Origin of the sequence: Haladaptatus sp. SPP-AMP-3, from assembly GCF_049568665.1 — an archaeon.
GTDB classification, from domain to species: domain Archaea; phylum Halobacteriota; class Halobacteria; order Halobacteriales; family Haladaptataceae; genus Haladaptatus; species Haladaptatus paucihalophilus.
In genome coordinates this window covers 1,863,990-1,887,926 of sequence record NZ_CP145897.1, presented here as the reverse complement: position 1 = coordinate 1,887,926, position 23,937 = coordinate 1,863,990, and the positions used below count along the sequence as shown (strand labels likewise).

The 23,937-nt window shown below is 62.9% G+C and carries 21 protein-coding genes and 1 tRNA gene; 8 read left to right on the top strand and 14 right to left on the bottom strand.

Annotated features, from left to right (window positions below; translation table 11 throughout):
• Nucleotides 1-19 precede the first annotated feature (19 nt).
• Nucleotides 20-2,701: a leucine--tRNA ligase gene (gene leuS / locus V5735_RS10525; RefSeq protein ID WP_423743477.1), complete on the bottom strand. Its 2,682-nt coding sequence runs from the start codon at nt 2,699-2,701 to the stop codon at nt 20-22.
• Between the two features lie 143 nt (nt 2,702-2,844).
• Here leuS and V5735_RS10520 point away from each other — a divergent pair, with 143 nt between their 5' ends.
• The gene (locus V5735_RS10520; protein ID WP_423743476.1) at nt 2,845-5,907 is read left to right on the top strand and encodes a leucine--tRNA ligase; all 3,063 of its coding nucleotides are present in this window, start codon (nt 2,845-2,847) and stop codon (nt 5,905-5,907) included.
• A 77-nt stretch (nt 5,908-5,984) separates the two neighbouring features.
• The gene (locus tag V5735_RS10515) at nt 5,985-6,260 is read left to right on the top strand and encodes a hypothetical protein (RefSeq protein WP_423743475.1); all 276 of its coding nucleotides are present in this window, start codon (nt 5,985-5,987) and stop codon (nt 6,258-6,260) included.
• Nucleotides 6,261-6,299: 39 nt separating this feature from the next.
• On the opposite strand, the gene V5735_RS10510 is transcribed toward V5735_RS10515, so the two are convergent.
• A complete protein-coding gene (locus tag V5735_RS10510) occupies nt 6,300-6,716 on the bottom strand; it encodes a hypothetical protein (RefSeq protein WP_423743474.1) in 417 nt (138 codons plus the stop codon).
• Between V5735_RS10510 and V5735_RS10505 the strand changes: the two genes are divergently transcribed.
• Nucleotides 6,717-6,941, top strand: coding sequence for a DUF7535 family protein (locus tag V5735_RS10505; RefSeq protein WP_423743473.1), 225 nt, complete (start codon nt 6,717-6,719; stop codon nt 6,939-6,941).
• Nucleotides 6,942-7,140: 199 nt separating this feature from the next.
• The gene (locus V5735_RS10500) at nt 7,141-9,660 is read left to right on the top strand and encodes a hypothetical protein (protein ID WP_423743472.1); all 2,520 of its coding nucleotides are present in this window, start codon (nt 7,141-7,143) and stop codon (nt 9,658-9,660) included.
• A 30-nt stretch (nt 9,661-9,690) separates the two neighbouring features.
• On the opposite strand, the gene V5735_RS10495 is transcribed toward V5735_RS10500, so the two are convergent.
• The 6 genes from V5735_RS10495 to V5735_RS10470 form a co-directional block, all read right to left on the bottom strand.
• A complete protein-coding gene (locus tag V5735_RS10495) occupies nt 9,691-10,677 on the bottom strand; it encodes an ornithine cyclodeaminase family protein (protein ID WP_423743471.1) in 987 nt (328 codons plus the stop codon).
• A gap of 320 nt (nt 10,678-10,997) precedes the next feature.
• The gene (locus V5735_RS10490) at nt 10,998-11,375 is read right to left on the bottom strand and encodes a hypothetical protein (RefSeq protein ID WP_423743470.1); all 378 of its coding nucleotides are present in this window, start codon (nt 11,373-11,375) and stop codon (nt 10,998-11,000) included.
• Between the two features lie 282 nt (nt 11,376-11,657).
• A complete protein-coding gene (gene thsB / locus V5735_RS10485; protein ID WP_423743469.1) occupies nt 11,658-13,307 on the bottom strand; it encodes a thermosome subunit beta in 1,650 nt (549 codons plus the stop codon).
• 315 nt (nt 13,308-13,622) lie between these two features.
• Nucleotides 13,623-14,183 (bottom strand): DUF7344 domain-containing protein, encoded by a 561-nt coding sequence (locus tag V5735_RS10480; RefSeq protein WP_423743468.1) that lies wholly within the window; start codon nt 14,181-14,183, stop codon nt 13,623-13,625.
• Nucleotides 14,184-14,256: 73 nt separating this feature from the next.
• Complete coding sequence (locus V5735_RS10475; protein ID WP_423743467.1) at nt 14,257-14,874, bottom strand: CAP domain-containing protein; 618 nt, start codon at nt 14,872-14,874, stop codon at nt 14,257-14,259.
• Between the two features lie 78 nt (nt 14,875-14,952).
• Entirely contained in the window at nt 14,953-15,909 is a 957-nt protein-coding gene (locus V5735_RS10470; protein WP_423743466.1) for an ABC transporter permease, read from the bottom strand.
• Nucleotides 15,910-16,219: 310 nt separating this feature from the next.
• Here V5735_RS10470 and V5735_RS10465 point away from each other — a divergent pair, with 310 nt between their 5' ends.
• The 3 genes from V5735_RS10465 to V5735_RS10455 are packed head-to-tail and all read left to right on the top strand — an operon-like array spanning nt 16,220 to nt 19,820.
• Nucleotides 16,220-17,425, top strand: a complete 1,206-nt coding sequence (locus V5735_RS10465) for an ABC transporter permease (protein WP_007982278.1) — start codon at nt 16,220-16,222, stop codon at nt 17,423-17,425.
• Nucleotides 17,422-18,447: an ABC transporter ATP-binding protein gene (locus V5735_RS10460; protein ID WP_423743465.1), complete on the top strand. Its 1,026-nt coding sequence runs from the start codon at nt 17,422-17,424 to the stop codon at nt 18,445-18,447. Before V5735_RS10465 ends, V5735_RS10460 begins: the two co-directional genes overlap by 4 nt.
• Entirely contained in the window at nt 18,444-19,820 is a 1,377-nt protein-coding gene (locus tag V5735_RS10455; RefSeq protein ID WP_423743464.1) for an ABC transporter ATP-binding protein, read from the top strand. The genes V5735_RS10460 and V5735_RS10455 overlap by 4 nt, the downstream gene beginning before the upstream one ends.
• A 33-nt stretch (nt 19,821-19,853) precedes the next feature.
• Here V5735_RS10455 and V5735_RS10450 read toward each other — a convergent pair whose 3' ends face one another.
• Nucleotides 19,854-20,498 carry a helix-turn-helix domain-containing protein gene (locus V5735_RS10450; protein ID WP_423743463.1) on the bottom strand — a complete coding sequence of 215 codons (645 nt, stop codon included), beginning with the start codon at nt 20,496-20,498 and terminating at the stop codon, nt 19,854-19,856.
• A 225-nt stretch (nt 20,499-20,723) separates the two neighbouring features.
• Between V5735_RS10450 and V5735_RS10445 the strand changes: the two genes are divergently transcribed.
• Nucleotides 20,724-21,341, top strand: coding sequence for an HXXEE domain-containing protein (locus V5735_RS10445; RefSeq protein WP_423743461.1), 618 nt, complete (start codon nt 20,724-20,726; stop codon nt 21,339-21,341).
• 171 nt (nt 21,342-21,512) lie between these two features.
• On the opposite strand, the gene V5735_RS10440 is transcribed toward V5735_RS10445, so the two are convergent.
• From V5735_RS10440 to V5735_RS10420, 5 genes are all read right to left on the bottom strand, one after another.
• Nucleotides 21,513-21,594: transfer RNA gene (locus tag V5735_RS10440), tRNA-Ser, on the bottom strand.
• Between the two features lie 42 nt (nt 21,595-21,636).
• Nucleotides 21,637-21,825, bottom strand: coding sequence for a hypothetical protein (locus tag V5735_RS10435; RefSeq protein WP_423743460.1), 189 nt, complete (start codon nt 21,823-21,825; stop codon nt 21,637-21,639).
• Nucleotides 21,826-21,827: 2 nt separating this feature from the next.
• Nucleotides 21,828-22,208 carry a Rid family detoxifying hydrolase gene (locus V5735_RS10430; protein ID WP_423743459.1) on the bottom strand — a complete coding sequence of 127 codons (381 nt, stop codon included), beginning with the start codon at nt 22,206-22,208 and terminating at the stop codon, nt 21,828-21,830.
• A 69-nt stretch (nt 22,209-22,277) separates the two neighbouring features.
• Nucleotides 22,278-23,489 (bottom strand): threonine ammonia-lyase, encoded by a 1,212-nt coding sequence (gene ilvA, locus V5735_RS10425; protein ID WP_423743458.1) that lies wholly within the window; start codon nt 23,487-23,489, stop codon nt 22,278-22,280.
• Nucleotides 23,490-23,646: 157 nt separating this feature from the next.
• Nucleotides 23,647-23,916, bottom strand: coding sequence for a hypothetical protein (locus V5735_RS10420; protein WP_423743456.1), 270 nt, complete (start codon nt 23,914-23,916; stop codon nt 23,647-23,649).
• Nucleotides 23,917-23,937: the final 21 nt, after the last annotated feature.

Sequence of the window (23,937 nt, the reverse complement as noted above, 5' to 3'; positions counted from 1 at the left end):
CAGTCGATGGACGGGTCGCTCAGTCGATGTGTATCGCGGGGCGACCCGGACGGGCCTTCGACGCCACGTCGCCGTCGGCCTCCTCGGCCGTCAGCAGACGAACGTCGGCGTCGAACTCGCGCTGGAACAGCCACGTCGCCCGTCGAAGCGCGACCTGTTCTCGCTCCGGCGAGAGCGTTTCCGGGAGCGACTGTCGCTCCTGTTGGAGTTCCTGTCCGTACTTTGCGGCCGCGTCGCCCTGCTTTCGTATCTCGTCTTCCTGCATGAGTTCGCCGATAACGTTGTCGGCGTCGGACTCGCGGGCCAAATCGAGCGCCTTGAACTGCCACGGCGCGGCGACGACGATATCGATGCGCTCGGGGTCGTCGATGTCCGCGACGCTGATGATGTGCCGGACGTCCTCTTGCGTGTTCTCGACCAACTGTCGGGCGAGTTCGAGTTCGGCGGGGTCCGACTCCGGTTCGGGCCACTCGGCCTCGACGACGAAGCCCTCGCCGCCGAGATCGCTCCACAGTTCCTCGCAGATGTGGGGGGTGACGGGTGCCAGCAGTTTGACGACGGTTCGCAGGCCGCGTTCGAGCGTCGGGCCGTGCGGCGACGTCTCCTCCCGGTAGCGCGCGAGCAGCGAGGTCAGTTCCTGCGTCTCGCGGAGCGCGCCGTTGAACGTCAGCGATTCGAACTCGTCGTTTGCGATGGCGACGGTGGCGTCGATTTCGCGCTCGACGTATTCGGCGATTTCGTCGTGGTCGCCGTCGAACGTCGATTCGGCGAACGATTCGACCGCCCCGGCGAGGCGCTGGAGGAACTCGTAGCTCGACTTGACGCCCTCTTCGGTCCAGTCGAAGTCCTTCTCCGGTTGTGCGGCCTGCATCGTGAACAGGCGCGCCGTGTCCGCACCGTACTCCTCGACGATGCGCTGCGGCGAGACGACGTTGCCCTTGCTCTTCGACATCTTATCGCCGTCGAGCAGCACCATCCCCTGCGTGACGAGGTTGGTGAACGGTTCGCGGTGGTCGAGCAGTTTCATGTCCGAGAGGGATTTCGTCACGAACCGCGAGTACAGCAGGTGCATGACGGCGTGTTCGATGCCGCCGACGTACCGGTCCACGGGCATCCAGTCGTCCGCCCGTTCGGTGTCGAACGGGGCGTCGTCGAGGTGCGGCGAGACGTACCGCAGGAAGTACCACGACGAGTCCATGAACGTGTCCATCGTGTCCGTCTCGCGGCGCGCGTCGGCACCGCATTCGGGACAGTTCACGTGCTTCCACTCGTCGGCCGCGTCCAGCGGGTTACCGGTCGTCCGAACGAACTCCGGGAGTTCGACCGGCAGGTCCTCGTCCGGGACGCTGACTGGGCCGCACTCCTCGCAGTGGATGATGGGTATCGGCGTTCCCCAGTAGCGCTGGCGCGAGATTCCCCAGTCGCGGAGGCGATACTGCACGTCGTGAGCGGCGCTCTCGATGTCGCCCTCCAACCGCTCGCGGGCCTCGTCGCTGTCGAGGCCGTCGTAATCGTCGCTGTTGACGAGCGCGCCGTCCTCCGTGTAGGCCGCCTCGCTCACGTCCGGCACGTCGTCCTCGCTCGGCGCGACGACGGGAACGATGTCCACGTCCATCGACGTTGCAAAGGCGTGGTCGCGGGAGTCGTGACCCGGGACGCCCATCAGCGCGCCCGTTCCCACGTCGGAGAGCACGAAGTCGGCGACGAACACCGGAATCTCCTCGCCCGTCGCGGGGTTCGTCGCGGTCAGGTCGGTGGGGACGCCTTGCGGTTCGTCGCCCTCCGGGTCGGCGACCTCCTCCACGAAGTGTGCGATATCGTCGTCTTCCGCGGCCAGTTCCTCGGCGATGGGGTGGCCGGGTGCGAGCGCGAAGAACGTGACGCCGAAGATGGTGTCGAGTCGGGTGGTGAACACCTCGACGGGGCCGTAGTCTCGCGGCTCGCCCTGCTTGCCGCTCGACGTTTCCGAGGTAGCTGCCTCGCTCACCTCGAATTCGACAGTCGCCCCGTGCTGGCGACCGATCCAGTTTCGCTGCATCTGCCGGACGTTGGACGGCCAGCCGTCGAGGTCGTCCAAGTCGTCGAGGAGTTCGTCCGCGTACTCGGTTATCTTGAGGAACCACTGGTCGAGTTCGCGCTGTTCGACCGGGGTGTCACAGCGCCAGCAGAGTTCCGCGTCGCCCTCGACCTGCTCGTCGGCGAGCACCGTCTCGCACGACGGACACCAGTTGATTTCGGCGGCCTCGCGCTCGACGAGACCCTCCTCGCGGAACCGGGTGAACAGCCACTGGTTCCACCGATAGTAGTCGGGTTGGCAGGTCGTGATTTCGCGCTCCCAGTCGTATCCGAAGCCCATCCCTTCCATCTGCTCGCGCATCGTGTCGATACACGAGAGCGTCCAGTCGCGCGGGTTCGTGTCGCGTTCGATGGCCGCGTTCTCGGCGGGGAGACCGAACGAGTCCCAACCCATCGGGTGGAGGACGTTCTCGCCGTCCATGCGCTTGTATCGGGCGTAGGCGTCCGTTATCGTGTAGTTACGGACGTGGCCCATGTGGAGTTGGCCGGAGGTGTAGGGGAACATCCCGAGGACGTACGTCGGGTCGGTCGCCTCGTCCGGGATGTGGAAGACGTCGGCGTCGTCCCACGCCTCCTGCCAGCGATGCTCGATTTCCGTGTGGTCGAACTGTCGTCGTGTTTGCATGCGAGAATCCGGGTTGTTCACTATTTGTTCCGTTCGGCTTCTATACGTTGTCATCTGTGAGCGCCGTTCGACCACCGCTCCGTCCGTTCACAATTATCTGTCAGGTAGACACTTCTTTTACCGTCGCACGTCTCCGGTAGGACATGAGTGACTACGAGCCACGGGAAATCGAGTCGAAGTGGCAGTCTCGGTGGGCGGAGGAGGGCCGGTACGAGGTCGACCCGTCAGATTCCGATAGCGCGGAGCAACGCCCGCGAGAAGACGCCACCTTCGTCACGGTACCGTATCCCTATCCGAGCGGCGGCATGCACATCGGCCACGCGCGAACCTACACCGTCCCCGACGTGTGGGCGCGCTACCGCCGTCTGCAGGGCGACAACGTGTTGTTTCCCATCGCGTGGCACGTCACCGGGACGCCAATCGTCGGCGCGGTCGAGCGCCTCAAGAACCGCGAACCGAAGCAGCTGTCCGTTTTACAGGACACCTACAACGTCTCGGACGAGGACCTGTCGGAGATGGAGACGCCGATGGGGTTCGCCCGGCACTTCATCGAGGACAGTTACAAGAAGAACATGCAGTCGTTGGGCCTGTCCATCGACTGGCGGCGCGAGTTCACGACGAACGACGAGCGCTACTCGAAGTTCATCACGTGGCAGTACGAGACGCTGAAGGAGCGCGGCCTGCTGGAGAAGGGCCTGCACCCCGTCAAATACTGTACGAACGAGGGGAATCCCGTCACGACCCACGACCTGCTGGAGGGCGAGGAAGCCGAGTTCCAGGAGTACACGCTGGTCAAATTCGGATGGGACGACGAGGCGCAGCGCGCCTCGGAATCCGCGAGTAGCGCGGAACGGCGTTCCGCGAACCGTTCGAGCGGAGAGCGAAGCGAACCGCGAGCGATCACCGTCCCGATGGCGACGCTGCGCCCGGAGACGGTCCACGGCGTGACGAACGCCTACATCGACCCGGATGCGGAGTACGTCGAGGCTGCTGTCGATGGCGAGACGTGGCTCGTCTCGGAATCCGCGGCGGAGAAACTGGAACTGCAGGCGCACGACGTCGAGGTTCACGACCGCTTCACCGGCGAGCGACTGGTCGGCGAGCACGTCACGAATCCCGTCACGGGCGACGACGTGCTGGTCCTGCCCGCGAACTTCGTGGACGCGGACAACGCGACGGGCGTCGTCATGTCCGTCCCGGCACACAGCCCCGACGACTGGGTTGCCCTGCAAGAAGCGAAGAGCGCGGCGCGACGGGCCGCGGAGAAATCGAGTAGCGCGGAACACCGTTCCGCGAACCGTTCGAGCGGGCAAAGCCCGCGAGAAGACGGTGACGAACCGCGAGACGTAGATGATGCGCGCATGGAGGAGTACGGCATCGACCCCGGCGAAGTCGCGGAAATCGAACCGAAGGCCATCATCGACGTGGAAGGCTACGGCGAGTTCCCGGCGAAGGACGCCGTGGAGGAGTACGGCATCGAGGACTCCTCGGACCCCGCGCTGGAGGACGCCACCCAAGAGGTGTACAACCGCGAGTTCCACAGCGGGAAACTGCGCGGGATGTACGGAGACTACGCGGGCGAAATCGTGGAGGACGCGCGTGACGACCTGAAGGCCGAGTTTCGGGGACAGGGGTCGTTCGACACGATGCACGAGTTCAGCGAGGAGGTCGTCTGTCGCTGCGGCGGCGACGTGGAGGTCGCGGAACAGGACACGTGGTTCCTGCGCTACGACGACGAGGCGTGGAAGGCGAAGGCTCACGAGGTGGTCGCCGGGTTGGACGCGATTCCCGAGAACACCCGCGAGCAGTACGACCACACCATCGACTGGTTGAACGAGTGGCCCTGCATCCGTAACTACGGACTGGGCACGCGCCTGCCGTGGGACGACGAGTTCGTCATCGAACCCCTGTCGGACTCGACCATCTACATGTCCTACTACACCATCGCCCACCGGATTTCGGACGTTCCGGTCGAGGAACTGGACAGGGAGTTCTTCGATACGTTGTTTTATGGGCGCGAGGCGGTTGACGACCCCAACGAAACCGCCCTCGACCTGCGCGAGGAGTGGGATTACTGGTACCCCGTCGATTACCGCTGTTCCGCGAACGATTTGGTCAGCAACCACCTGACGTTCTTCCTGTTCCACCACGCCGAGCTGTTCGACCCGGCGAACTGGCCGCGGGGAATCACGGTGATGGGCATGGGTCTGCTGGAGGGTGAGAAGATGTCCTCCTCGAAGGGCCACGTCGTTTTGCCCGAGAACGCCATCGAGAAGTACGGTGCCGACACCGTGCGGTTCTTCCTGATGAACAGCGCGGAACCGTGGCAGGACTACGACTGGCGGAGCGAGCAGGTCGAGAGCACGGGGAACCAACTGCGGCGGTTCTGGAACCGCGCGAACGAGATTATCTCGGCCCCCGAGGGCGAACGCGACCTGCAACGCATCGACCGCTGGTTGCTGTCGAAACTGCAGGGGACCGTCCGCGAGGCCACCGACGCGATGGACCGGTTCGAGACGCGTACCGCCAGTCAGGCGGCCTTCTACGGCTTCGAGGAGCACCTGAAGTGGTACCGAAAGCGCACCGACACCGACCGGCCGGGCGCTCGCTGGACGCTCCGGAGGGTACTGAACGCCCGCCTGCGCCTGTTGGCCCCGTTCATTCCGTTCATGGCGACGGAATTGCACGAACGCCTGACGGGCGAACCCATCGCCGAGGCCGAATGGCCCGACGTGAATTCGGATTTCGAGAGCACCGTCACCGAAATCGAGGAGTCGCTGGTCGAAGGGTTGACCGACGACGTGCGCGACATCGTGGACGTGACCGACACCGACCCCGAGACGATTCGGGTGTACGTCGCGGCCGACTGGAAGCGAACAGTGCTCGCGGCCGTCGTCGATACCGGCCCGAACGTCGGTGCGGTGATGGGCGAGGTCATGCAGGACGAGGAGTTGCGCGAGAGGGGAGACGAGGTGAACCAACTCGTCCAGAAACTCGTCGAGGACGTGCGCGAACGCCCCGACGAACAGGTCGCGGTGCTGGCCGACCTGAACGAGGTCGAGGTGTACGAGGACGCGCGGGACTTCTTCGAACGCGAGTTCGAGGCCGACGTCGAGGTGTATCGCGAGGGTGAGGACGTGCCCGACCCCGAGGGCAAGGCGCGACACGCCACCCCGCTCCGCCCGGCCATCCATCTGGAAGGCTGACGTCGTTCGTCCGTCTCCGTCTCACTAGTCGGACGGGTACACAAGATTCATTGCGTAGCAATTTTCATCGTGAGGGTATGTCGTCCGACAGACCGTTTTTCACCGCTCCCGAGGAGGAACTCGATACGAATCAAATACTGTACGAAGCGCTCCCACTCGCCAAACTCGTCGTGGCCGTCGGTGTGGTCGCGTTCATCCCGATACTCCTGCAAACCACCCTGTTCGAAATCCTCGGGTTGGCTTCCCTCTTCGAACTCCTGTTCACGTTCCTGACACAGCTTGTCCTCGCCGTCGGGTCCGGTATCGTCCTGCTGTATATCATCGTCCGGGCCAACCAACTCGCCGACGAATAGCCCACGACCCAACTACCCCACCGCCCTCCGATTCTCCTGTCACACCTCTATCGTCCGCGACACCCATCCCGTCGGCCCGTTCGGGTACGCGCTCCGGAACTCCTCGGGTTGGACCGTCCCGCTTCCGTCGGTGGCCCTGACCACGATTTCGTGTTTTCCGCCCCGTGGTTTCCACTGGAACCGCCACTGTCGCCACACGTCGCGTCCGGGAAGTCTCGGGCCGAGGTCGGCGTTCTCCCACGTCCCGCCGCCGTCGGTCGACACCTCGACGCGGCTGATACCGCGGGTCCCGGCATTTTCCCCGCGACGGCGAACGAGGTGGCGACGGCCAGCGTCCCTCCGACGACTCCGACGAACGCGTCCCGACGGATATCCATCGTGTCGAATCTGGCACCGAACGAGCAAATCGGTCGTGTTGTGCGAACGCTTATCGTCCAGGCCGTTGCCGGTTTCCACATGAGTCAGGGGGACTCGGGGGACCACCCCGTCACGAAAGTTCTGCGAACCGTCACGCCGCCTTCCCGCGGTCACTCGGACAATGAGATGAACACCATCGGCGTCGCGGTGTTTCTGGGCCTGCTCGTCCTGTTGGTTCCGCTCCTGCCGTTTTTGATAATCGCGTGGGTCATCTCGAAACTGACCGACGAACTCGCCGGACGGGCACCCGTCGGGGAGGAGTAGCGACCGGGGACGAACGAGTCCTACACGGACCCGAACGGTGTTCCCGGACCCGTATTTTTCCACATCGCGGAATTATTTCACTCAATGCGTATATCACTCCGTACTGATATCACCCGGTATGCGTCAGGACGCGCATTCGACGCGGAACTATCGAACGTCTGTCACCGAATCGCGTCACTGACGGTCGGAACGATATCTCATGACATGCGAACCAACGGACGCGGAGATGAAACGGCGACGGTTGCTGAAGACCATCGGTGCGGGAGCGCTCGCGAGCGGTCTCGCGGGGTGTAGTTCGGTTTCCACGGGGAACGAAGGCGGAAACGAGACGTCGAAAGCGACCGCTTCCTCCACCGCTTCGAAAACGACCGCCGACGGAACGACCGCGGGAACCGACGCGCCGCCGTCGGACGGGAAACGAGTCGCGTTCGGCGACTGTACCGGCGTTCTCCCCGGAGAGTGTTCACCGCAGACGCTCACCGACGACATCACCGAAGACACGACGCTCGGGGGCGACTGCAATCGATACGTCGTCGAGGGAACCGTCGACGTCACCGACGCGAGGCTCACGGTGACGGCGGGAACAGAACTCGTCTTCGAGCAGAACGCCGGACTCAAAATCGCCGCGGACGGGACGCTCGTCGCCGAGGGAACGTGCCAGCGTCCCGTCGTGTTCACCGGCCAGCAACGGACCCGCGGTTTCTGGCGCGGCATCTACTTCGAGGACTCCGACAACCCCAACGCGATGGCCTATTGCGTCGTCGAATACGCTGGCGGCGGGGACGAGTTCTGGCAGGCCGACGACAACGCGAACCTCGCGGTCGGCGGGAGTTCCCGACTCGCGGCCTCGAACTGCGCCGTCCGCGAGAGCGCGGCGTGGGGATTCACCTTCGGTCCCGAGGTGAACGTGGACGACTTCTCGAAGAACATCGTCACCGCGAACGCCGCGGGTGCGGGCTTCGTCCGCGACGCCTCCGCCCATCACGTCGATGGCTCCGGGACCTACGCCGGGAACGACGACGACATCGTTCACGTGTGGGGCCGCGACGGACTCGGGGCCGGTTTCGACGCGACGTGGGACGCGCTCGACGCCCGCTATCGTGTGGCTAAACTCGTCGAACTGCGCAAGGACGCCCACCTCACCATCGCGCCCGGCACGACGCTCTCGTTCGAACAGGAGGCGGGCCTCAAAGTCTCGGAGTCGTCCCAGTTGACGGCCGCGGGTATCGACCCCAATACCGAGGCATCCAAACCGATCACGTTCACGGGCGAGCAGAAGACCCGCGGATTCTGGCGCGGCCTCTACTTCGAGACGTCGGACCGCGTTCCGAGCGTGCTGGAGAACTGCGTGGTCGAGTACGGCGGCGGTGGCGACGAGTACTGGACCGCCGACGCGCACGCGAACGTCGCCGTGGGGGGTGGCGCTCGCGCCCGCATCACTCACTCGACGCTCCGGGAGAGCGGCGGATACGGTTTCAACTTCGCCGAGGGGGTGACGATAGACTCGTTCGTGAACAACACCGTGACACGCAACGCGACCGGGGCGGGACACGTCCGCGACGACCGCGCGCAGTTCCTCTCCGACACCGGGACGTACACCGGCAACGACGTGGACAGGGTGTACGTTTGGCAGCGTGACGACATCGGCGCGGACCTCGACGTGACGTGGGACGCCATCGACGTCCCCTACTTCGTCGATACCGGCGCGATAGAGACGTACGGAAACCTCACCATCGACCCCGGCACGACGGTCGAGTTCGGACAGGACGCCGGACTGAAACTGCTGGACGGCGGCACCCTCACCGCCGTCGGCATCGTGCCCGACACCGAGGAGTCCAAACCGATAACGTTCACGGGCGGCCAGAAGACGCGGGGCTACTGGCGCGGCATCTACTTCCAGCAGACCGACCGAACCGAGAACCAACTGCGGAACTGCGTGGTCGAGTACGGGGGCGGTGGCGACGAGTACTGGAGCGCGGACGCCAAGGCCAACGTCGCCGTTTCGAACGGGTCTCGGGCGCGAATCGACGGGTGCACCATCCGCGAAAGCGGCGCGTGGGGATTCGACTTCTCGGACGACGTGTCCGTCGATTCGTTCACCCGCAACACCGTCACTGCGAACGCCGAGGGTGCGGGCCACGTCCGCGACGACACCGCCCACTTCCTCTCCGACACCGGCACCTACACCGGCAACGACGTGGACAGGGTGTACGTCTGGCAGCGCGACGACATCCGCGAATCGATGGCCGTGACGTGGGACGCCATCGACGTTCCCTACTTCATCGATACCGGCGCGGTGTCGGTGTACGGCACGCTCACCATCGAACCGGGCGCGACCCTCGAATTCGGGCAGGACACCGGCCTTCGGATGTACGACGGCGGCATCCTGTCCGCGGTCGGGACGGGAGACGAGCCAATCACGTTCACGGGCGAGCAGAAGACGCGGGGTTACTGGCGCGGCATCTACTTCGACGACACGAACCGCACCGAAAACGAACTCCGCTACTGCGTGGTCGAGTACGGCGGCGGTGGAAACGAGTTCTGGAACGCGAAGGAACACGCGAACGTGGCTGTCACGAACGGGTCACGACTTTCGATTCGACACTCCACGATTCGTAACTCCGCCGGATACGGCTACGAAGTCACGCAGGATTCGACGCTCACCGCGAGCGCAAATTCCGTCGTGGACAACGCGCTCGGCGCGAGCGTCAACACCTGAAAACGAGTGTTCGCGGCTCGGGTCGCGTCGTTACAGTCCGAGGAGGTCGAACGGGTAGCCGTTGTCGTTCTCGTTCGCGTGCTCGTAGACGACGTGGGCGGCCGCGACGTCCTGAATCGCCAGTCCGGTGCTGTCGAAGACGGTCACGCCGTCGTCCTCGGTGCGGCCGTCGAGGTCGCCGATAACGATGTCGCCGATGTCGCCGTGAATGTCGTCGTCCGTGAGGGTGCCCTCGTTGTACGGGACGTTGATTTCGCCCGAGTGGGTGGTCTGGGCGTGGTCGTCGATGACCAGTTTCGCGTCCAGTAGGAGTTCGTCCGCGAGTTCGTGCTTGCCCTCCGCGTCGGCACCCATCGCGTTGATGTGGGTGTGGTCGCCGACGGCATCGGCGGAGACGATGGGCGTCTCGACGGGCGTCACGGTCGAGAGGATGTCACAGGACGCGGCTTCCGAAATCGATCCGGCACGAACGTCGAACTCGTCGTCGAAGTAGTCGATGAAGTCCGCGACCGCTTCCTCGTCCAGGTCGCTGATGATGACCTCCTCGATGGGGCGAATCTTCGAGATGGCTTCCAACTGGGTGTAGGACTGGACGCCAGCGCCGACCAGGCCCATGCTCGTCGCGTCTTCGACGGCGAGGTGGTCGGTCGCCACGGCGGCGGCCGCGCCCGTGCGCTTCATCGTGAGTTCCGTCCCGTCCATGATGGCGAGCGGGAACGCCGTCTCGGGGTCGCTGTAAATCATCGTGCCCATGACCGTCGGCAGGTCGAACTCCTCGGGATTGTCGGGGTGGACGTTGACCCACTTGATCCCGGCCGCGTCCCAGCCGTCCGCGTCGAGGTAGGCGGGCATCGACCGGAAGTCGCCGTTGTACTGGGGCAGGTCGATGTACGATTTCGCGGGCATCTGCGCGTCGCCGAGCGCGTACGCTGCGAAGGCGTCCTCGATGGCCCGGATGAGTTCGGGCATCTGCGTGTTTTCGTCGACCGCATCCTGGTTGAGCAGGAGTGTTTCCATAGTCGGAGGGATACGCGGTTCCCACTTAGTTCCATCTTTTACCGATTTTTGCTCCCTACCGCCGTCTCCTCCGGCGATTTAGGGTCTATATCGTGTGAATTCTTAATCTCGAAAATACTCGAAGGAGATTCACATTCGATGGTCTCCTTGCAGTAACATCCGGCAAACGCGTCGTGATTCGACGTGGGTTCAAAAATCAGTTCGAGTTCAGTAGACGACTCCTCGGTTCACTCGGGATGAAAATCGAACGGAGGATGATTTCACATCTCTTCGATTACGGTCCACCGACCCGCGACGACGAAACCGGATTATGACCCGAATTAGCACTTCTTCTCGGCGAATTTCACGCTGTCCGCCCATATCGTTATCGTGAGGTGATGGCAGTCCGTCGCGTGCCAGATTCGACTCCGATCGGGCATCCCATCGACGGCTATCGACAGGTCGTACGTTCCGAAGTCGGCGACGTTTTCGATGGTCGTTTTTCCGGGATCGACTTTGTGTCGGGTCGAACTCACCACTCCACCGCCGTCGCTACTCGGGTGTGCCACCACGAAGTCGAACATCACGACTTCGGCTCTCTTATCGACTATCGGTACGTCGTTCGCCTTCGGGTCGTTGTTGGAGAGCGGATTCGAACACCCCGCGAGGGTCGAAACGGCGACCGGAGCCGATGTGGTGAGAAACGAGCGGCGGTGCATGATTTCCGTCCCCAAATAATTGATATAAATATTGATGAAAACGACGGTCGTCGACGACCACGGTCTATCCGTTACGCGCCGCTATTCGATGTGAGTCCAAAAAATCGATTCGAGTTCAATCGACGATACCTCGGATGCGGTCGGGCTGAAATCGGCCGTTGACCGATTTCCGTCTCACGGGCTTCGCCCGTTCGACATTCGAGGTTTCTTCGAAACCTCGCTTACATAGCCTTGGCCGAGGGAACCTCGGCCGTGCAATGAAATTTCTCCTTTCGTCGAAATTTACATTGCGCCGCCCATACCGCCCATGCCGCCCATGCCACCCATGCCGCCGGGTGCGCCGCCTTCGTCGCCACCCTTGTCGGTGGAGAGTTCGCCGGCCGAGATGATGTCGTCTATTTTGAGGACGAGGTTCGCGGCCTCGGTGGCGCTGGAGAGCGCCTGCTCCTTGGCGTGTGCGGGTTCGACGATGCCCGCCTCGAACGTGTCTTCGACGTCGCTGCTGAAGACGTTCAGGCCAGCGCGCTTGTCGCCGTCCTCGTGGGCCGCACGGAGGTCCACGAGCGTGTCGATGGAGTCCAGTCCGGCGTTCTCGGCGAGAACGCGCGGGACGAGTTCGAGCGAGTCGGCGAACGCCTCGACGGCCAACTGCTCGCGGCCTTCCACGCTGTCGGAGTAGTCGCGGAGTCGGGAGGCGAGTTCGACTTCGATGGCACCGCCGCCGGAGACGACTCGTCCGTCGCTGACGGTCTGGGCCACGACGTCGAGCGCGTCCGTGATGCCGCGTTCGAGTTCGTCGACCACGTGGTCCGTGGAGCCGCGGAGGAGGAGCGTGACGCCGTGTGCGTTGTCGCCGCCGCTGACGTAGAACAGTTCGTCGCTCTCGTCGCGGGTGACGCTTCCGTCCGCCACGTCGTCCTCGCTCGCGCTGTCGAGGTCCGAGACGATGGTCGTGTTGAGAATCTCGCGGAGGAACTTGATGTCGCTCTTCTTCGTGCGGCGGACGGCGAGGATGCCTTCCTTGGCGAGGTAGTGCTGTGCGAGGTCGTCGATGCCTTTCTGACAGAAGACGACGTTCGCGCCGGTGTCCTTGATCTGCTCGACCTTCTCCTTCAGCTGGGCTTCCTCGCGGTCGAGGAAGTTCTTGAGCTGGTCGGGGTCGTTGATGGAGATTTCGGTGTCGACGTCGGTCTCCTCGACTTCGACGGCCTCGTTGAGGAGGAGGACCTTCGCGTCCTCGACCGAGGTCGGCATGTTGTCGTGAACGGGGTCCTTGTCGATGACGCCGCCTTCGAGCAGTTCGGACTCGCCCGCGGAGCGGCCGGTCTGCGTCTCGATGTTGACGTATTCGAGGTCGACGGTGCCCTCGACGGTGACCGCCTGCACGGCGTCCACGATGATCTGGCTCAGGACTTCCTTGTTGAGTTCGGCCCCTTTGCCGGTCATGCTGGTTTCGGCGACTTTGCGGAGAAGTTCCTCGTCGTCGGTGTCCACTTCGTCGGCGATGTTGTCGACTTCCTCGCGGGCCTTCTCGCTCGCCAGGTGGAAGCCTTTGATGACCGCCGTCGGGTGGATATCCTGTTCGAGGAGGTCCTGTGCGTTCTTGAGGAGTTCGCCCGTGACCGCGACGGCCGTCGTCGTGCCGTCACCCGCTTCGTCCTCTTGAGTTTCGGCGACTTCGATGATCATCTCGGCTGTCGGGTTGTCGATGTCCATCTCCTTGAGGATGGTCACGCCGTCGTTCGTGATGGTGACGTCGCCCATCGAATCGACGAGCATCTTGTCCATCCCTTTCGGGCCGAGTGTGGAACGTACCGCGTCCGCAACCGCTCGCGCCGCGGTGATGTTGTGTTCCTGCGCGTCCTTGTCCTTGACTCGCTGGGAATCTTCGGACATTACGATCATCGGCTGACCTTGCATGCGCTGACTCATAGTACAAGAGCGACTATGTTTGTGCTTCTATATAAATCTTTATCCAGCCGTTCGTCAGAATACGGTATTCGATATTCCCTCGGAGCGAGAAACCGCTGTAAGGCGGCCGGGGATGCCGAAAACCATGCCGGTAGTTAACACGACTCTTTTTTCTCGACGTTCGTCTCAAACTTCTATTTATATACTCTGATGCTCGGAGACTCCCACTCGAACGCTGTCACTCCTCCCCCTTCCCTCCTCGCTCGACGCATCCGCTGGCGGGTGCTTCGTTCCGTTTCTCATCCTCGCCCGTTCCTCGTCGTGACTCGTTGCGGATTACTCGTCTTCCGGCACTTCCGTGTGGCCGAGCCTGAGGTTTCGATAGTAGTACATGTGTGCCGCCCCGGAGACGGTCACCAGCGCGGCGAGTCCAACCGCCCACCCGATGTCCGGGACGACGCCGAGCGGTCCGGCGTCGAACCACGCTCCGGTCAGCAGTGCGAGACTGATACAGCCCAACACGAAATAGTACTCGGACCACGGGAGGTTGTTGTCGGGGATTATCTCGAGATACGTGTTCAGCGGTTCCGCCTGTTCCGTCAGCGTGACGTCGCCGTGTGCCGCATCGTAATCGATGAATCCCGTTTCGTCGAGTTTCGGAAGGTGCGCTTGTTGCAGCGTGTTGTACACCCGCTTGCGTTGTTGTGAGGTCACTTCCTCGACGGTGACGTCGTTTTCCCACGCGGCGATTTGCGTCGCGAGCTCGCCGATTTCGACCGGCCCTTCGTTCCGTCGTAAGTAGTGAAGCGCGTATCGTCGTCGTCGATTACTAAGTATCTGAAATATAATGTCTCTGGACAGCGGCGTCTTCTCCATCCCGTCGGCTCGTTTACTCATTAGATGTCGACCCGTCGACCGCGAATGTTTGTTTTCGAGAGGTGTCTCAAGCTATTTAATATTTTGCCCGGCTTCAACAGAAGTTCTCCGTTGCGTATACACGTCCGTTCTCGGTGTAGGTGATGCCGATTCCCTCTCTATCCCAGTGTTTCGAAAGGATGTTCTTCCGGTGTTCGGGCGAGTGCATCCACTGCGTCACGAGTCCGCGAGCCAACGCTCTCGCGGTTCGATACCGAACGACGTCTCCGGTATCGGTTCGTACTCGTAAATCGAAGTACGTGTACGCGATGTTTTCCCCCGCACCGCGAAGACAGTGGTAATCCTCTCGGCGATAGCGGTCGCCGGGGTCGACACCCGTCGGGGAGACGTGCTCGAAATACCCTTTCCGTCCCATATCGGTGCTATGATGTCGTGCGATGTCGCGCAACGCGGCGTCGAATTCCAGCGGGTCGAGTCCGTGTTTCGTCCGCTCCTCGTTTACCGCGACGTGAACGTAGAACTCGACCCACCGACGGAACCGCGTCGTGTTCGGGTTCGTGAGCCGTTCCGGCCGGTCGTGTGGCACGTCGATGACTCGTGCGCCTTGTGCGGAATCCAGCGTCCGTTCGCCGGGAACGTGATAGCCCGCGAAGTACGACCCGAAAAACAGCACTGTCAGGAGGACGAGGGCGACGGGAACGAGCGAGCGCATTCGTCTGCCTTTCGACCCCGGCGAAGATGAATGTCCGGGCGGTTCGAGTCGAACGCGCGGATGGCGGCGACCCGTGAACTACTCGTAGTTGACCCGCGGGTCCACGAGCACGTAGGCCACGTCCTGTACGAAGTTACCGACCAGTCCTACGAGGATGGGTATCATCGTCGTCGCCAGAATCAGACCCGCATCGCGGCTCTTGATGGCTTGGAACGCGAGCGACCCGAACCCGGGGATGCCGAACACCATCTCCACGACGAGGAGCGTGATGAACAGCATGGTGAGGGTCTCGGTGAAGAACAGCGAGACGAGCGGTAGCGCGGCGTTCCGGAGCACGTGCCGTGCGACGTCCCGCGCGCTCGCACCGTTCGCCCGGAGCGTCTTCACGAACTCGGCGGGAACGTATTCGAGCGACGTGGACCGCGCGTACCGAATCTGCACGGTGAGCAAGTTTACCGTGACGACGAATATCGGGAGCAGCATGAACGGGAGGTTCTGGGACGTCCAGAGTCCGTATCGACCGTCGAAGTACGACGCCTGAATGCTCACCCGTTCGAGGACGATGAGCGACGACCAACTCGCCAGCCAAAAGCCCGGCATCCCCAATCCCGGGTACGTGACGGCGGTAACGAGGCGGTCCACGTAGCCGTGCTGATGCACCGCCGAGTACAGGCCGATGTACGTTCCGAGGATGGTAGACAACACGACGGCGGGAATCAGATAGACGAGCGTGAGCGGAACCGCGTCGGCTAACAGATTCGTTACCGGCGTGCCCCCGATGTTCGTCCCCCAGTCGAACGTCGTGTACGCGACGATCCACTTCACGTACCGGTCGAGTATCGGTTGGTCGTAGTTCCTCGCCGCACCGTAGGCGTGTTCGGCCTTCTCCACCGACCCGCCACCCATCCCCGCTAAGAGCCCCGCGGTTCTCTGGTTCGGGTCCGGCGCGTACGCGTACACGAGAAAAATGGATGAGAGGAGGAGGTACGCCGCGAATATCGTCCAGAGCGCCCGTTTGGCGATGTATCGACGCACGCTACGGCACCCCGGCCGCTCGCGGTTCCTCGTCCTCGACCGGCGTTATCGGTGCCGTCCCGCGTCGAGTCGGCAGTGAACTCGTCCCCATGCTATTGATGCCCACAATTCGTCCCTCCCGAATAAATGTTTCTTGTGTTACAGACCTCTCGCCGATGTCGAATCGGGCACCCCGACGGACGGCCCGCCTACCGATGGCCATATTTTTTATACCCCTGTTGCATTGTTAGCGTTAGTCTGTCATTGAATTGTCTCGTCCGCGGGTGAGACTCCCGCCGTCACGGGATACGAGAGAAGGATTCGACCGCCCATGGCTACACGAAACGACACGTTCGATACGATAGAATGGAGCGAGTACACGACCGACTCGCGGTCGATAGCGCGACGAACGGTAGCGTTTTCGCTCGTCGCGCTCGCGGTCGCTCTCGGGTTTCTCTACGACCTCTTCTTCTTTCCCGACACCGAACCCCTCGTTTTCGAGTGGAACCCGACCCCGCTGGATTGGATATTCACGCTTTCGCTCGCAATCTTCTTCTGTTATGTTCTCGTCCCGCTCGCCCAAAATCGGGAACTAACTCGCCGTCGCTGGGAGCAACTCAAAGCGAATCCGGTCGCCGTCGCCAGTCTCGGCTATCTCGTCTTCTTCTTCGTTACCGGACTCGTCGCGCCGATGTTCCTCTCTCCCCTTCGGGACGCCATCGTGGCCGCGGACGGGTTCCGATACGATATCACACCGTACCAGCCCCCGTTCGGGTTCACCGTCCCGTTCTACGGCATCGGCATCACGCGCTGTGTCGGCCAGTTGGCGAACAACGCGTGTCACGGAAGTCTGATTCACCCCCTCGGAACGACCGGAAGCGGGGAAGACCTGCTGATAGAAATCCTCCAAGGCATGCGCGTCGCGCTCGAAGTGACCCTCATCAGCGCGACGCTCATCGCGCCGCTCGCGACCGCCGTCGGAACCGTCGCGGCCTACTTCGGCGGCAGGGTGGACGAAGTGCTGATGCGCTACGTGGACCTCCAACAGGCCATCCCGCCGCTGTTCGTCTTTCTCCTCCTCCAAGCCCTCTACGGCGGGAGCATCCTGCTCATGATCGCCGTGTTCGGGTTGCTCAGTTGGGGAAGCACCGCCCGGCTCGTTCGGAGCGAGGCGCTCCAGAAGACCGAACTCGGGTTCGTCCGCGCCGCGAAAGGTGCGGGAAGCGGCCATCTCCGGGTCATCCGCGACCACCTCCTTCCGAACGTATCGAGCACCGTCCTCGTCTCCGTGACGCTCCAGATTCCGACCCTCGTCCTCATCGAGGCGATGCTCGGCTACTTCAAACTCCACGGTGACGGGCAGAACTCGTGGGGCTATCTCATCTACGCCGCGTTCCACAACGACTTCCACCCGACGTTCCTCTGGTGGGCGGAGGTGATCCCGGTGGTCCTCATCGTCCTCACCGTCGCCTCGTTCAGCTTTTTGGGCGACGCGCTCCGCGAGATTCTCGACCCCAGAACGAGGGAGGGACTGTGACCGACCCGTTGCTTTCCGTGTCGGGACTCCGGACGACGTTCGAGACGTCCCGCGGGACCGTCAAGGCGGTCGACGGCGTTTCGTTCGACGTGAACCGCGGGGAGACGGTCTGTCTCGTCGGTGAAAGCGGCTCCGGGAAGACCGTCGCCTGCGAGTCGATAACGCGGTTAATTCCGACGCCGCCGGGCGAAATCACGGACGGTCGAATCGTCTTCGACGGCGAGGACGTCCGCGACTGCTCGTCGAGCGAACTCCGCGAGATTCGAGGCGACCGCATCGCGTACGTCTTTCAAAACCCACAGAACGCGCTCGATCCGGTGTACAGCGTCGGACGTCAAGTCGCCGAATCCGTCCGCTACCATCGGGACGTGAGCAAGAGCGCGGCCCGTCGCCGCGCGGTCGAACTCCTCGACCGCGTCGGGATTCCGAAGGCCGAGGTTCGGGCGGACGACTATCCCCACGAGTTCTCGGGCGGGATGCGCCAGCGCGTCGTCATCGCCATGGCGCTGGCGGGCGAACCCGACCTGCTCATCGCGGACGAGCCGACGACGGCGCTCGACGTGACCATCGAGGCTCAGATTCTGGAGTTGCTCGCGGACTTACAGGACGAGCGCGACATGGCGATTCTGTTCGTCACCCACGACCTCGGTGTCGTCGCCCAAATCGCCGACCGCGTGGTCGTGCTGTACGCCGGGAAGGTGATGGAACGAGGGAGCGTTCACGACATCTTCGACCATCCCGCCCATCCGTACACGCAAGCGTTGCTCGCGTGTCTCCCCGGTCGCGGCGCGAGTTTACAACCCATCGGCGGGTCGATGGCCGACCCGGTATCGCCGCCGTCGGGGTGCCGGTTCCATCCGCGGTGTCCGCACGCGACCGACGATTGCGAGCGGAGCGGACAACCGCCGTTGCAGGGCGTGACGGATTCCCAACACGCGTCGTGTATCTTCTACCGCGAGGACCGCGATTCGTCGGTCGTCCTCGGCGCCGATCCCGAACCGATACCGGAGGAACGGCGATGAAAGCGAATGAAGCGAACGACCCGACCGGAACGGACGCGACGGCCGACCCGCCCGAGGAGTACCATTCCGCGCTCCTCTCGGTCCGCGACCTGAAAAAGCAGTATCCGGTCACGGAGGGAATCACCCGAAAGGAGACGGGCCGAATCCGCGCGGTGGACGGCATCTCCTTCGACGTGTTCCCCGGCGAGACGGTCGGACTCATCGGCGAGTCGGGGAGCGGGAAATCGACCGCCGCGACGACGCTGCTGTCGCTCGAAGTCCCGACCGACGGAACGGTCGTGTTCGACGGCGACGACATCGGTACGTTCGACCGCACCGAAACCAAGGCGTTCCGCCGCCGCGCTCAAATGGTGTTTCAGGACCCGACGACGACGTTCGACCCGCGGATGACAATCGGCGAGTCGGTCGCGGAACCCCTCTCTATTCACGGCATGACCGACGCCGACCAGCGCCGGACGATAACCGAGGACTTGCTCGGTCGCGTCGGCCTATCGGCGGAGGAGTTCGACCGTTACCCGCACGAACTCTCCGGTGGGCAAAAACAGCGTGCGGCGTTGGCGCGGGCGTTGATTCTGAACCCCGACTTGCTCGTCTTGGACGAACCCGTCTCGGCGCTGGACGTGTCGGTGCAGGCCGACATTCTCGCCCTGCTCTCGGACCTGCAGTCGAGGTTCGACCTCTCGTTGCTCCTCATCAGTCACGACATGGGTGTCGTCCGCGAAATCTGTGACCGCGTGGCGGTGATGTATCTCGGCGAAATCGTCGAACGCGGTCCAACCGAAGACCTGTTCCGCGACCCGCAACACCCCTACACGCGAGCCCTCGTCTCGGCGATTCCGACGCCGGACCCGGATGCGGCAACCGACCGGGTTACCCTCCGCGGCGACGTTCCCGACGCCGCCTCGCCGCCGACGGGGTGTCGGTTCCATCCGCGCTGCCCGGCGGTCATCCCTCCCGAGCGGTACGACTTCGAGCAGGGCGAGTGGCGGTCCGTCATGGACCTCCGCGTCGCGGTCGCGGACGAGGACGTGAACCTCGACGCGCTTCGAAAACTTGCAGTCGCACGTGGTCCCGCCGAGAACGAAGAAGCGGTAACCGATACCCACCTCCGCTCCGCGCTCCGCGAGGAGTACGACATTCCCGACGAGTTGACCGACGCTGACGCCGAATCGGTGCTCTCGTCCGCCCTCTCGGACATCGTTTCGGGGGCCGTCGAGGACGCGGACGAACGACTTCGGGTGGAGTTCTCGACGATTTGCGAACGGAAGGCTCCCGAGGAACGGGCGACCGGTGCCGGACACCCGGCGGCGTGTCACCTCCACGATTCGGCGACGGAACCGGACGAGGAGTGGGAGTGGGCGTCGTTGGACTGATACCGAACGCCGCGAACGCGGGTGGACGCACGCCTACCTGCGGACGAGTTCGGAAAACACGCGCGATTCTATTTTTCGGAGGTGTTCGCTCACGGTCGCCGTCGAGATTCCGACCACGGATGCGATACCTTCGTGCGTCGTTTTGCGCGGCGTTTCGTAGTAGCCGTTCTCGACGGCGACGGTGAGTATCTCCCGCTGTCGGTCGGTCAGCATCGATTCGACCTCCCCGCTCTCCGGTCGATGTTCCCCTTTTCGAACGAGTTCGAGTTCGATACCCCGTGGAACGTCGTCGACGACGCGGTGGAGGTGCGATTCCTCCCCGCTGATGGTGAGTCGAACGCCGTTCGCCACGTGTTTGAACGGCGTTTCGAAGACGACTGCGTGCCGCCGCGCCAGCGAAAAGAACTCGCGGACGGGTTCCCGCGGCCGTCCGTGGATGTACACGAGTCCGTCCTCGCCGTCGGGTACGTCACACGCGATGATGTCGGTGTGGGTTTCGAGGTGAGTTTTCACGGACGCGAGATTCCCGCGCAGGTGGTACAGGAGAACGATGGTTTCGTCTTCGAGAATATCGACGTAGTGGAGTCCCTCCCGAGTTATCGACGGCTCCTCCGCGAGGAAGCGGTTCGCCGCATGGAACCCATCTTCGACGCGGATTTCGACGGTGATGGACTTCATGAGGGTAGTTCGCTCTGAACACAATTAGTTCGTCCGAGAGTCGCCTCGCCCGAACTTTCGTGCGTATTTAAATCCCCCGTGTGAGCCTAGGCAGTCGGCGAAAGCGACGGCGGGACGAAGGGATAGCCGTAGCATGACGACGATAGCACACACCGACGTACCGCCGTTCGACCACGTTTCCGCGCGATGCCGAAACGCGACTTTCCCCGAATCGGAGGTCCACTGATGGGTACGACCGCCACGGCCGACCGGGGAAGCGGGTGGCTTCTCTCCAAAAATGCGGTCGTTCCGGGGGTCGTCGCGCTGGCCCTCATCGCTGTCTTCTGGTATCTCTCGCCCGGGTTGAGCCTCATCGTCACCTTCGTTCCGACGATGGCGTTGGCGTACGTCGCTCACCTGCTCACCACCGCCCGCGAGATGCCCGACCCGAAACGCGTTCTCCCGGTCTATCTGGTCGCGTTCAGCGTGCAGTTCCTCCACTTCTCCGAGGAGTTCATCACGGGCTTCTACTACCGGTGGCCCCAGGAGATATTCCACGCGCAGCCGTTCCACGTGAAGACGTTCGTCCTCATCAACATGCTCTCCTACTGCGCCTTCGCGCTCGGCGCAGTCGCCATCTACAAGGGCGTCAACGGTCCGATGCTGATCGTGTGGTTTTTCACCATCATGGGCGTCGTCGGGAACGGAATCCAACACCCCATCTATTCGCTGCTGGTCGGCGGGTACTTCCCCGGCCTGTTCACGTCGCTGCTCTACTGGGTCCTCGGTCCCGTCCTCTTCCTTCGACTCTGGGAAACGAGAGCGGAGATTCATGACAAGAACGGGACCGCTTCGCACGCCTAAATTCGACTCGTAGTCGGTCACACACGTTTTCTCGTTCGCCGCTTCGATGAGAACCGCAGAGAGGGCGCTCATCGGGTAGCTCACTCGAAAACGCCGGGACTGGGATTTCTCGCTCCAGTCGCCGTAAGCACACGCTCCGCGGTGCTCACGGACTTGTTTCGCGGAGAAATACGCCGGGACTGGGATTTGAACCCAGAATCCCATACGGGAACACGCTTTCCAGGCGTGCGCTTTGCCATTCGGCCATCCCGGCCTATCAATTCGTTACCCGGTGTAGCTTTTAAACCCTTCTGTTCTAGTTGAGTACCCCGTCGCCGACGTAACTGAGGACTGGCGCGCCGACCGCGACGACGAGCGTCGCCCCTGCCTTGACCGCTATCGAATATCGATAGCCGCTGATTAGCTCGTAGCCTTGCAGGAGGACGAGAAACGAGAGGACGCCGATTGCGCCCCACAGCAGACTCGCCTTGACGCGGGGATTCACGGTTACTCGGTGCTGGCGATGGCCTCGATTTCAACGCCGATGCCCTTGGGCAGGTTGGCGACCTCCACTGCGCTCCGCGCCGGTGGGTTGTCCTGGAAGTACTCCTGATACGACTCGTTCATCTCGTCGAAGTCCTCGATGTCGTCCATGAACACCGTCACCTTCAGCACGTCCTGCATGGTCAGGCCCTCCTCTTCGAGGATACCCTTGACGTTCTCCAGACTCTGGCGGGTCTGCACCGCGATTTCCTCGTCGTCGAGGAGTTCGCCATCGGGTGTCATCGGAATCTGTCCCGCGGTGAAGAGGATGTCTCCGTTCGTCGTCGCTTGGCTGTACGCTCCCACTGCTTCCGGGGCGTCCTGCGTGCTGATAGTTCGCTTCATGTCGGTGTCTTCGGTCCCTAGAACTTAAACCTACGTCAAAAGGGTACGAAAAATCGAACGACCTGCAAGTCAGACGAGGACTTCCACGTCGAACCCGTTTTCGCGGAGCGAGTCGAGGAGTGCCTCGACGTGTTCCGGCCCGCGAGTTTCGAGGTCGAGTTCGACCTCCGTCGCGTTCATGCCGATATCGCGCGAGGTGCGGTCGTGCTGGATGGCGTAGATGTTGGCCTGCGCGTCGGCGATGACGTCGAGGAGCGTTCGGAGCGACCCCGGTCGGTCCTTAAGGACGGTTTTGAGCTTCACGTAGCGGCCGGTTTCGACCAGCCCGCGCATGATGACCGTCGTGAGGAGGTTCATGTCGATGTTGCCGCCGCTGAGGACGGGAACGACGACCTCCCCGTCCTCGTAGTCGAACGCGCCTTCGAGGATTGCGGCGAGCGACGTCGCACCCGCTCCTTCCACGAGCGTCTTGCCCCGTTCGAGCAGGTAGGCGAGCGCCACCGCGATTTCCGAATCCGAGACGGTGACCACCTCGTCCACGCGCGAGTCGATGACGTCGAATGTCTGCTGGCCGACGCTCCGGGTGGCGATGCCGTCCGCGATGGTGTCCACGCTGTCGAGGGTCTGGACCGACCCCTTCTGGAGCGAGTCGGCGACGCTGGACGCGCCGTCCGCCTGCACGCCGACGACGCGAACGTCCGGGTTTCGACCCTTGACGGCGGTTGCGATGCCGCTGATGAGGCCGCCGCCGCCGATGGGGACGACGACGGTTTCCACCTCGGGGAGGTCGTCCATGATCTCCAGTCCGATGGTTCCCTGCCCGGCCATCACCGTCTCGTCGTCGAAGGCGTGGACGTAGGTTCGACCCTCCATCTCCTCGATTTCGTGGGCGTGCTCGGCGGCCTCGTCGTAGTCCTCGCCGTGGAGCACCGCCTCCGCCCCGTAGTTCTCCGTCGCGCGGACCTTCGAAATCGGAGCGTGTTTCGGCATGACGATTTTGGAGTCGACCCCGCTCCGCGTGGCCGCCAGCGCGACGCCCTGTGCGTGGTTGCCCGCGCTGGCCGTGACGACGCCCGCGTCCTTTTCTTCCTCCGAGAGCGTCATGATGCGGTTGGTCGCGCCGCGAATCTTGAACGACCCCGTTCGCTGGAAGGTCTCCAGTTTCATGTGGACCTCCGCCCCGGTCATTCGAGTAAACGTGTGAGAATAGTCGAGCGGTGTGTGGCGGGACGTCTCGGCCACCCGGTCCCGCGCCGCCAGCACGTCTTCGAGCTCTAGCATGGTTGTCGGTAGTTTTTGCGGCGCTTTATCGTTTGGGAACCGAATCCGCGGATTCGGTGACGGTTGGGAGAAGAGAGGCGGATTTCGAGTGAATATCTGTGACGCTCACGGTTACTCGTTGGGGAGTCGGTCGGAAATCGATTCGACTTGCCGTCGCTCAACAGGAAACGGTTCTCGCTTCCCGCTCTCCGGTTTCGAAGACGATCGTTTCGTCGAACTGGTCGTGACTCCCACCCCGTCCGAGTTCGCTCCGATGTCGGACCCGAACTCGGTTCGGAACGGAATCTTTCAACGTCACCGTCGCATCGTACCTGACGAGTGCTTCCTCTAACGTACAACTGCTCGCACCTTGCTGCCGTCTGTCGGCGACGACGACGAGCGTGTCGCTATCTTCGTCGATTCCGACCGTCTGCAGCACCGTCTCCATACAACTCCGTCCCCCGCTTTC

Excerpts from the sequence above, each read along its gene's own strand:
- V5735_RS10430 (WP_423743459.1), bottom strand. The coding sequence starts at position 22,208 with ATGAAGCGAACTATCAGCACGCAGGACGCCCCGGAAGCAGTGGGAGCG.
- V5735_RS10490 (WP_423743470.1), bottom strand. The coding sequence starts at position 11,375 with ATGCACCGCCGCTCGTTTCTCACCACATCGGCTCCGGTCGCCGTTTCG.
- V5735_RS10505 (WP_423743473.1), top strand. The coding sequence starts at position 6,717 with ATGAGTCAGGGGGACTCGGGGGACCACCCCGTCACGAAAGTTCTGCGA.
- V5735_RS10445 (WP_423743461.1), top strand. The coding sequence starts at position 20,724 with ATGGGTACGACCGCCACGGCCGACCGGGGAAGCGGGTGGCTTCTCTCC.
- V5735_RS10465 (WP_007982278.1), top strand. The coding sequence starts at position 16,220 with ATGGCTACACGAAACGACACGTTCGATACGATAGAATGGAGCGAGTAC.
- V5735_RS10450 (WP_423743463.1), bottom strand. The coding sequence starts at position 20,498 with ATGAAGTCCATCACCGTCGAAATCCGCGTCGAAGATGGGTTCCATGCG.
- V5735_RS10480 (WP_423743468.1), bottom strand. The coding sequence starts at position 14,183 with ATGAGTAAACGAGCCGACGGGATGGAGAAGACGCCGCTGTCCAGAGAC.
- V5735_RS10520 (WP_423743476.1), top strand. The coding sequence starts at position 2,845 with ATGAGTGACTACGAGCCACGGGAAATCGAGTCGAAGTGGCAGTCTCGG.
- V5735_RS10495 (WP_423743471.1), bottom strand. The coding sequence starts at position 10,677 with ATGGAAACACTCCTGCTCAACCAGGATGCGGTCGACGAAAACACGCAG.
- V5735_RS10420 (WP_423743456.1), bottom strand. The coding sequence starts at position 23,916 with ATGGAGACGGTGCTGCAGACGGTCGGAATCGACGAAGATAGCGACACG.
- V5735_RS10500 (WP_423743472.1), top strand. The coding sequence starts at position 7,141 with ATGACATGCGAACCAACGGACGCGGAGATGAAACGGCGACGGTTGCTG.
- leuS (WP_423743477.1), bottom strand. The coding sequence starts at position 2,701 with ATGCAAACACGACGACAGTTCGACCACACGGAAATCGAGCATCGCTGG.
- V5735_RS10475 (WP_423743467.1), bottom strand. The coding sequence starts at position 14,874 with ATGCGCTCGCTCGTTCCCGTCGCCCTCGTCCTCCTGACAGTGCTGTTT.
- V5735_RS10515 (WP_423743475.1), top strand. The coding sequence starts at position 5,985 with ATGTCGTCCGACAGACCGTTTTTCACCGCTCCCGAGGAGGAACTCGAT.
- thsB (WP_423743469.1), bottom strand. The coding sequence starts at position 13,307 with ATGAGTCAGCGCATGCAAGGTCAGCCGATGATCGTAATGTCCGAAGAT.
- ilvA (WP_423743458.1), bottom strand. The coding sequence starts at position 23,489 with ATGCTAGAGCTCGAAGACGTGCTGGCGGCGCGGGACCGGGTGGCCGAG.
- V5735_RS10455 (WP_423743464.1), top strand. The coding sequence starts at position 18,444 with ATGAAAGCGAATGAAGCGAACGACCCGACCGGAACGGACGCGACGGCC.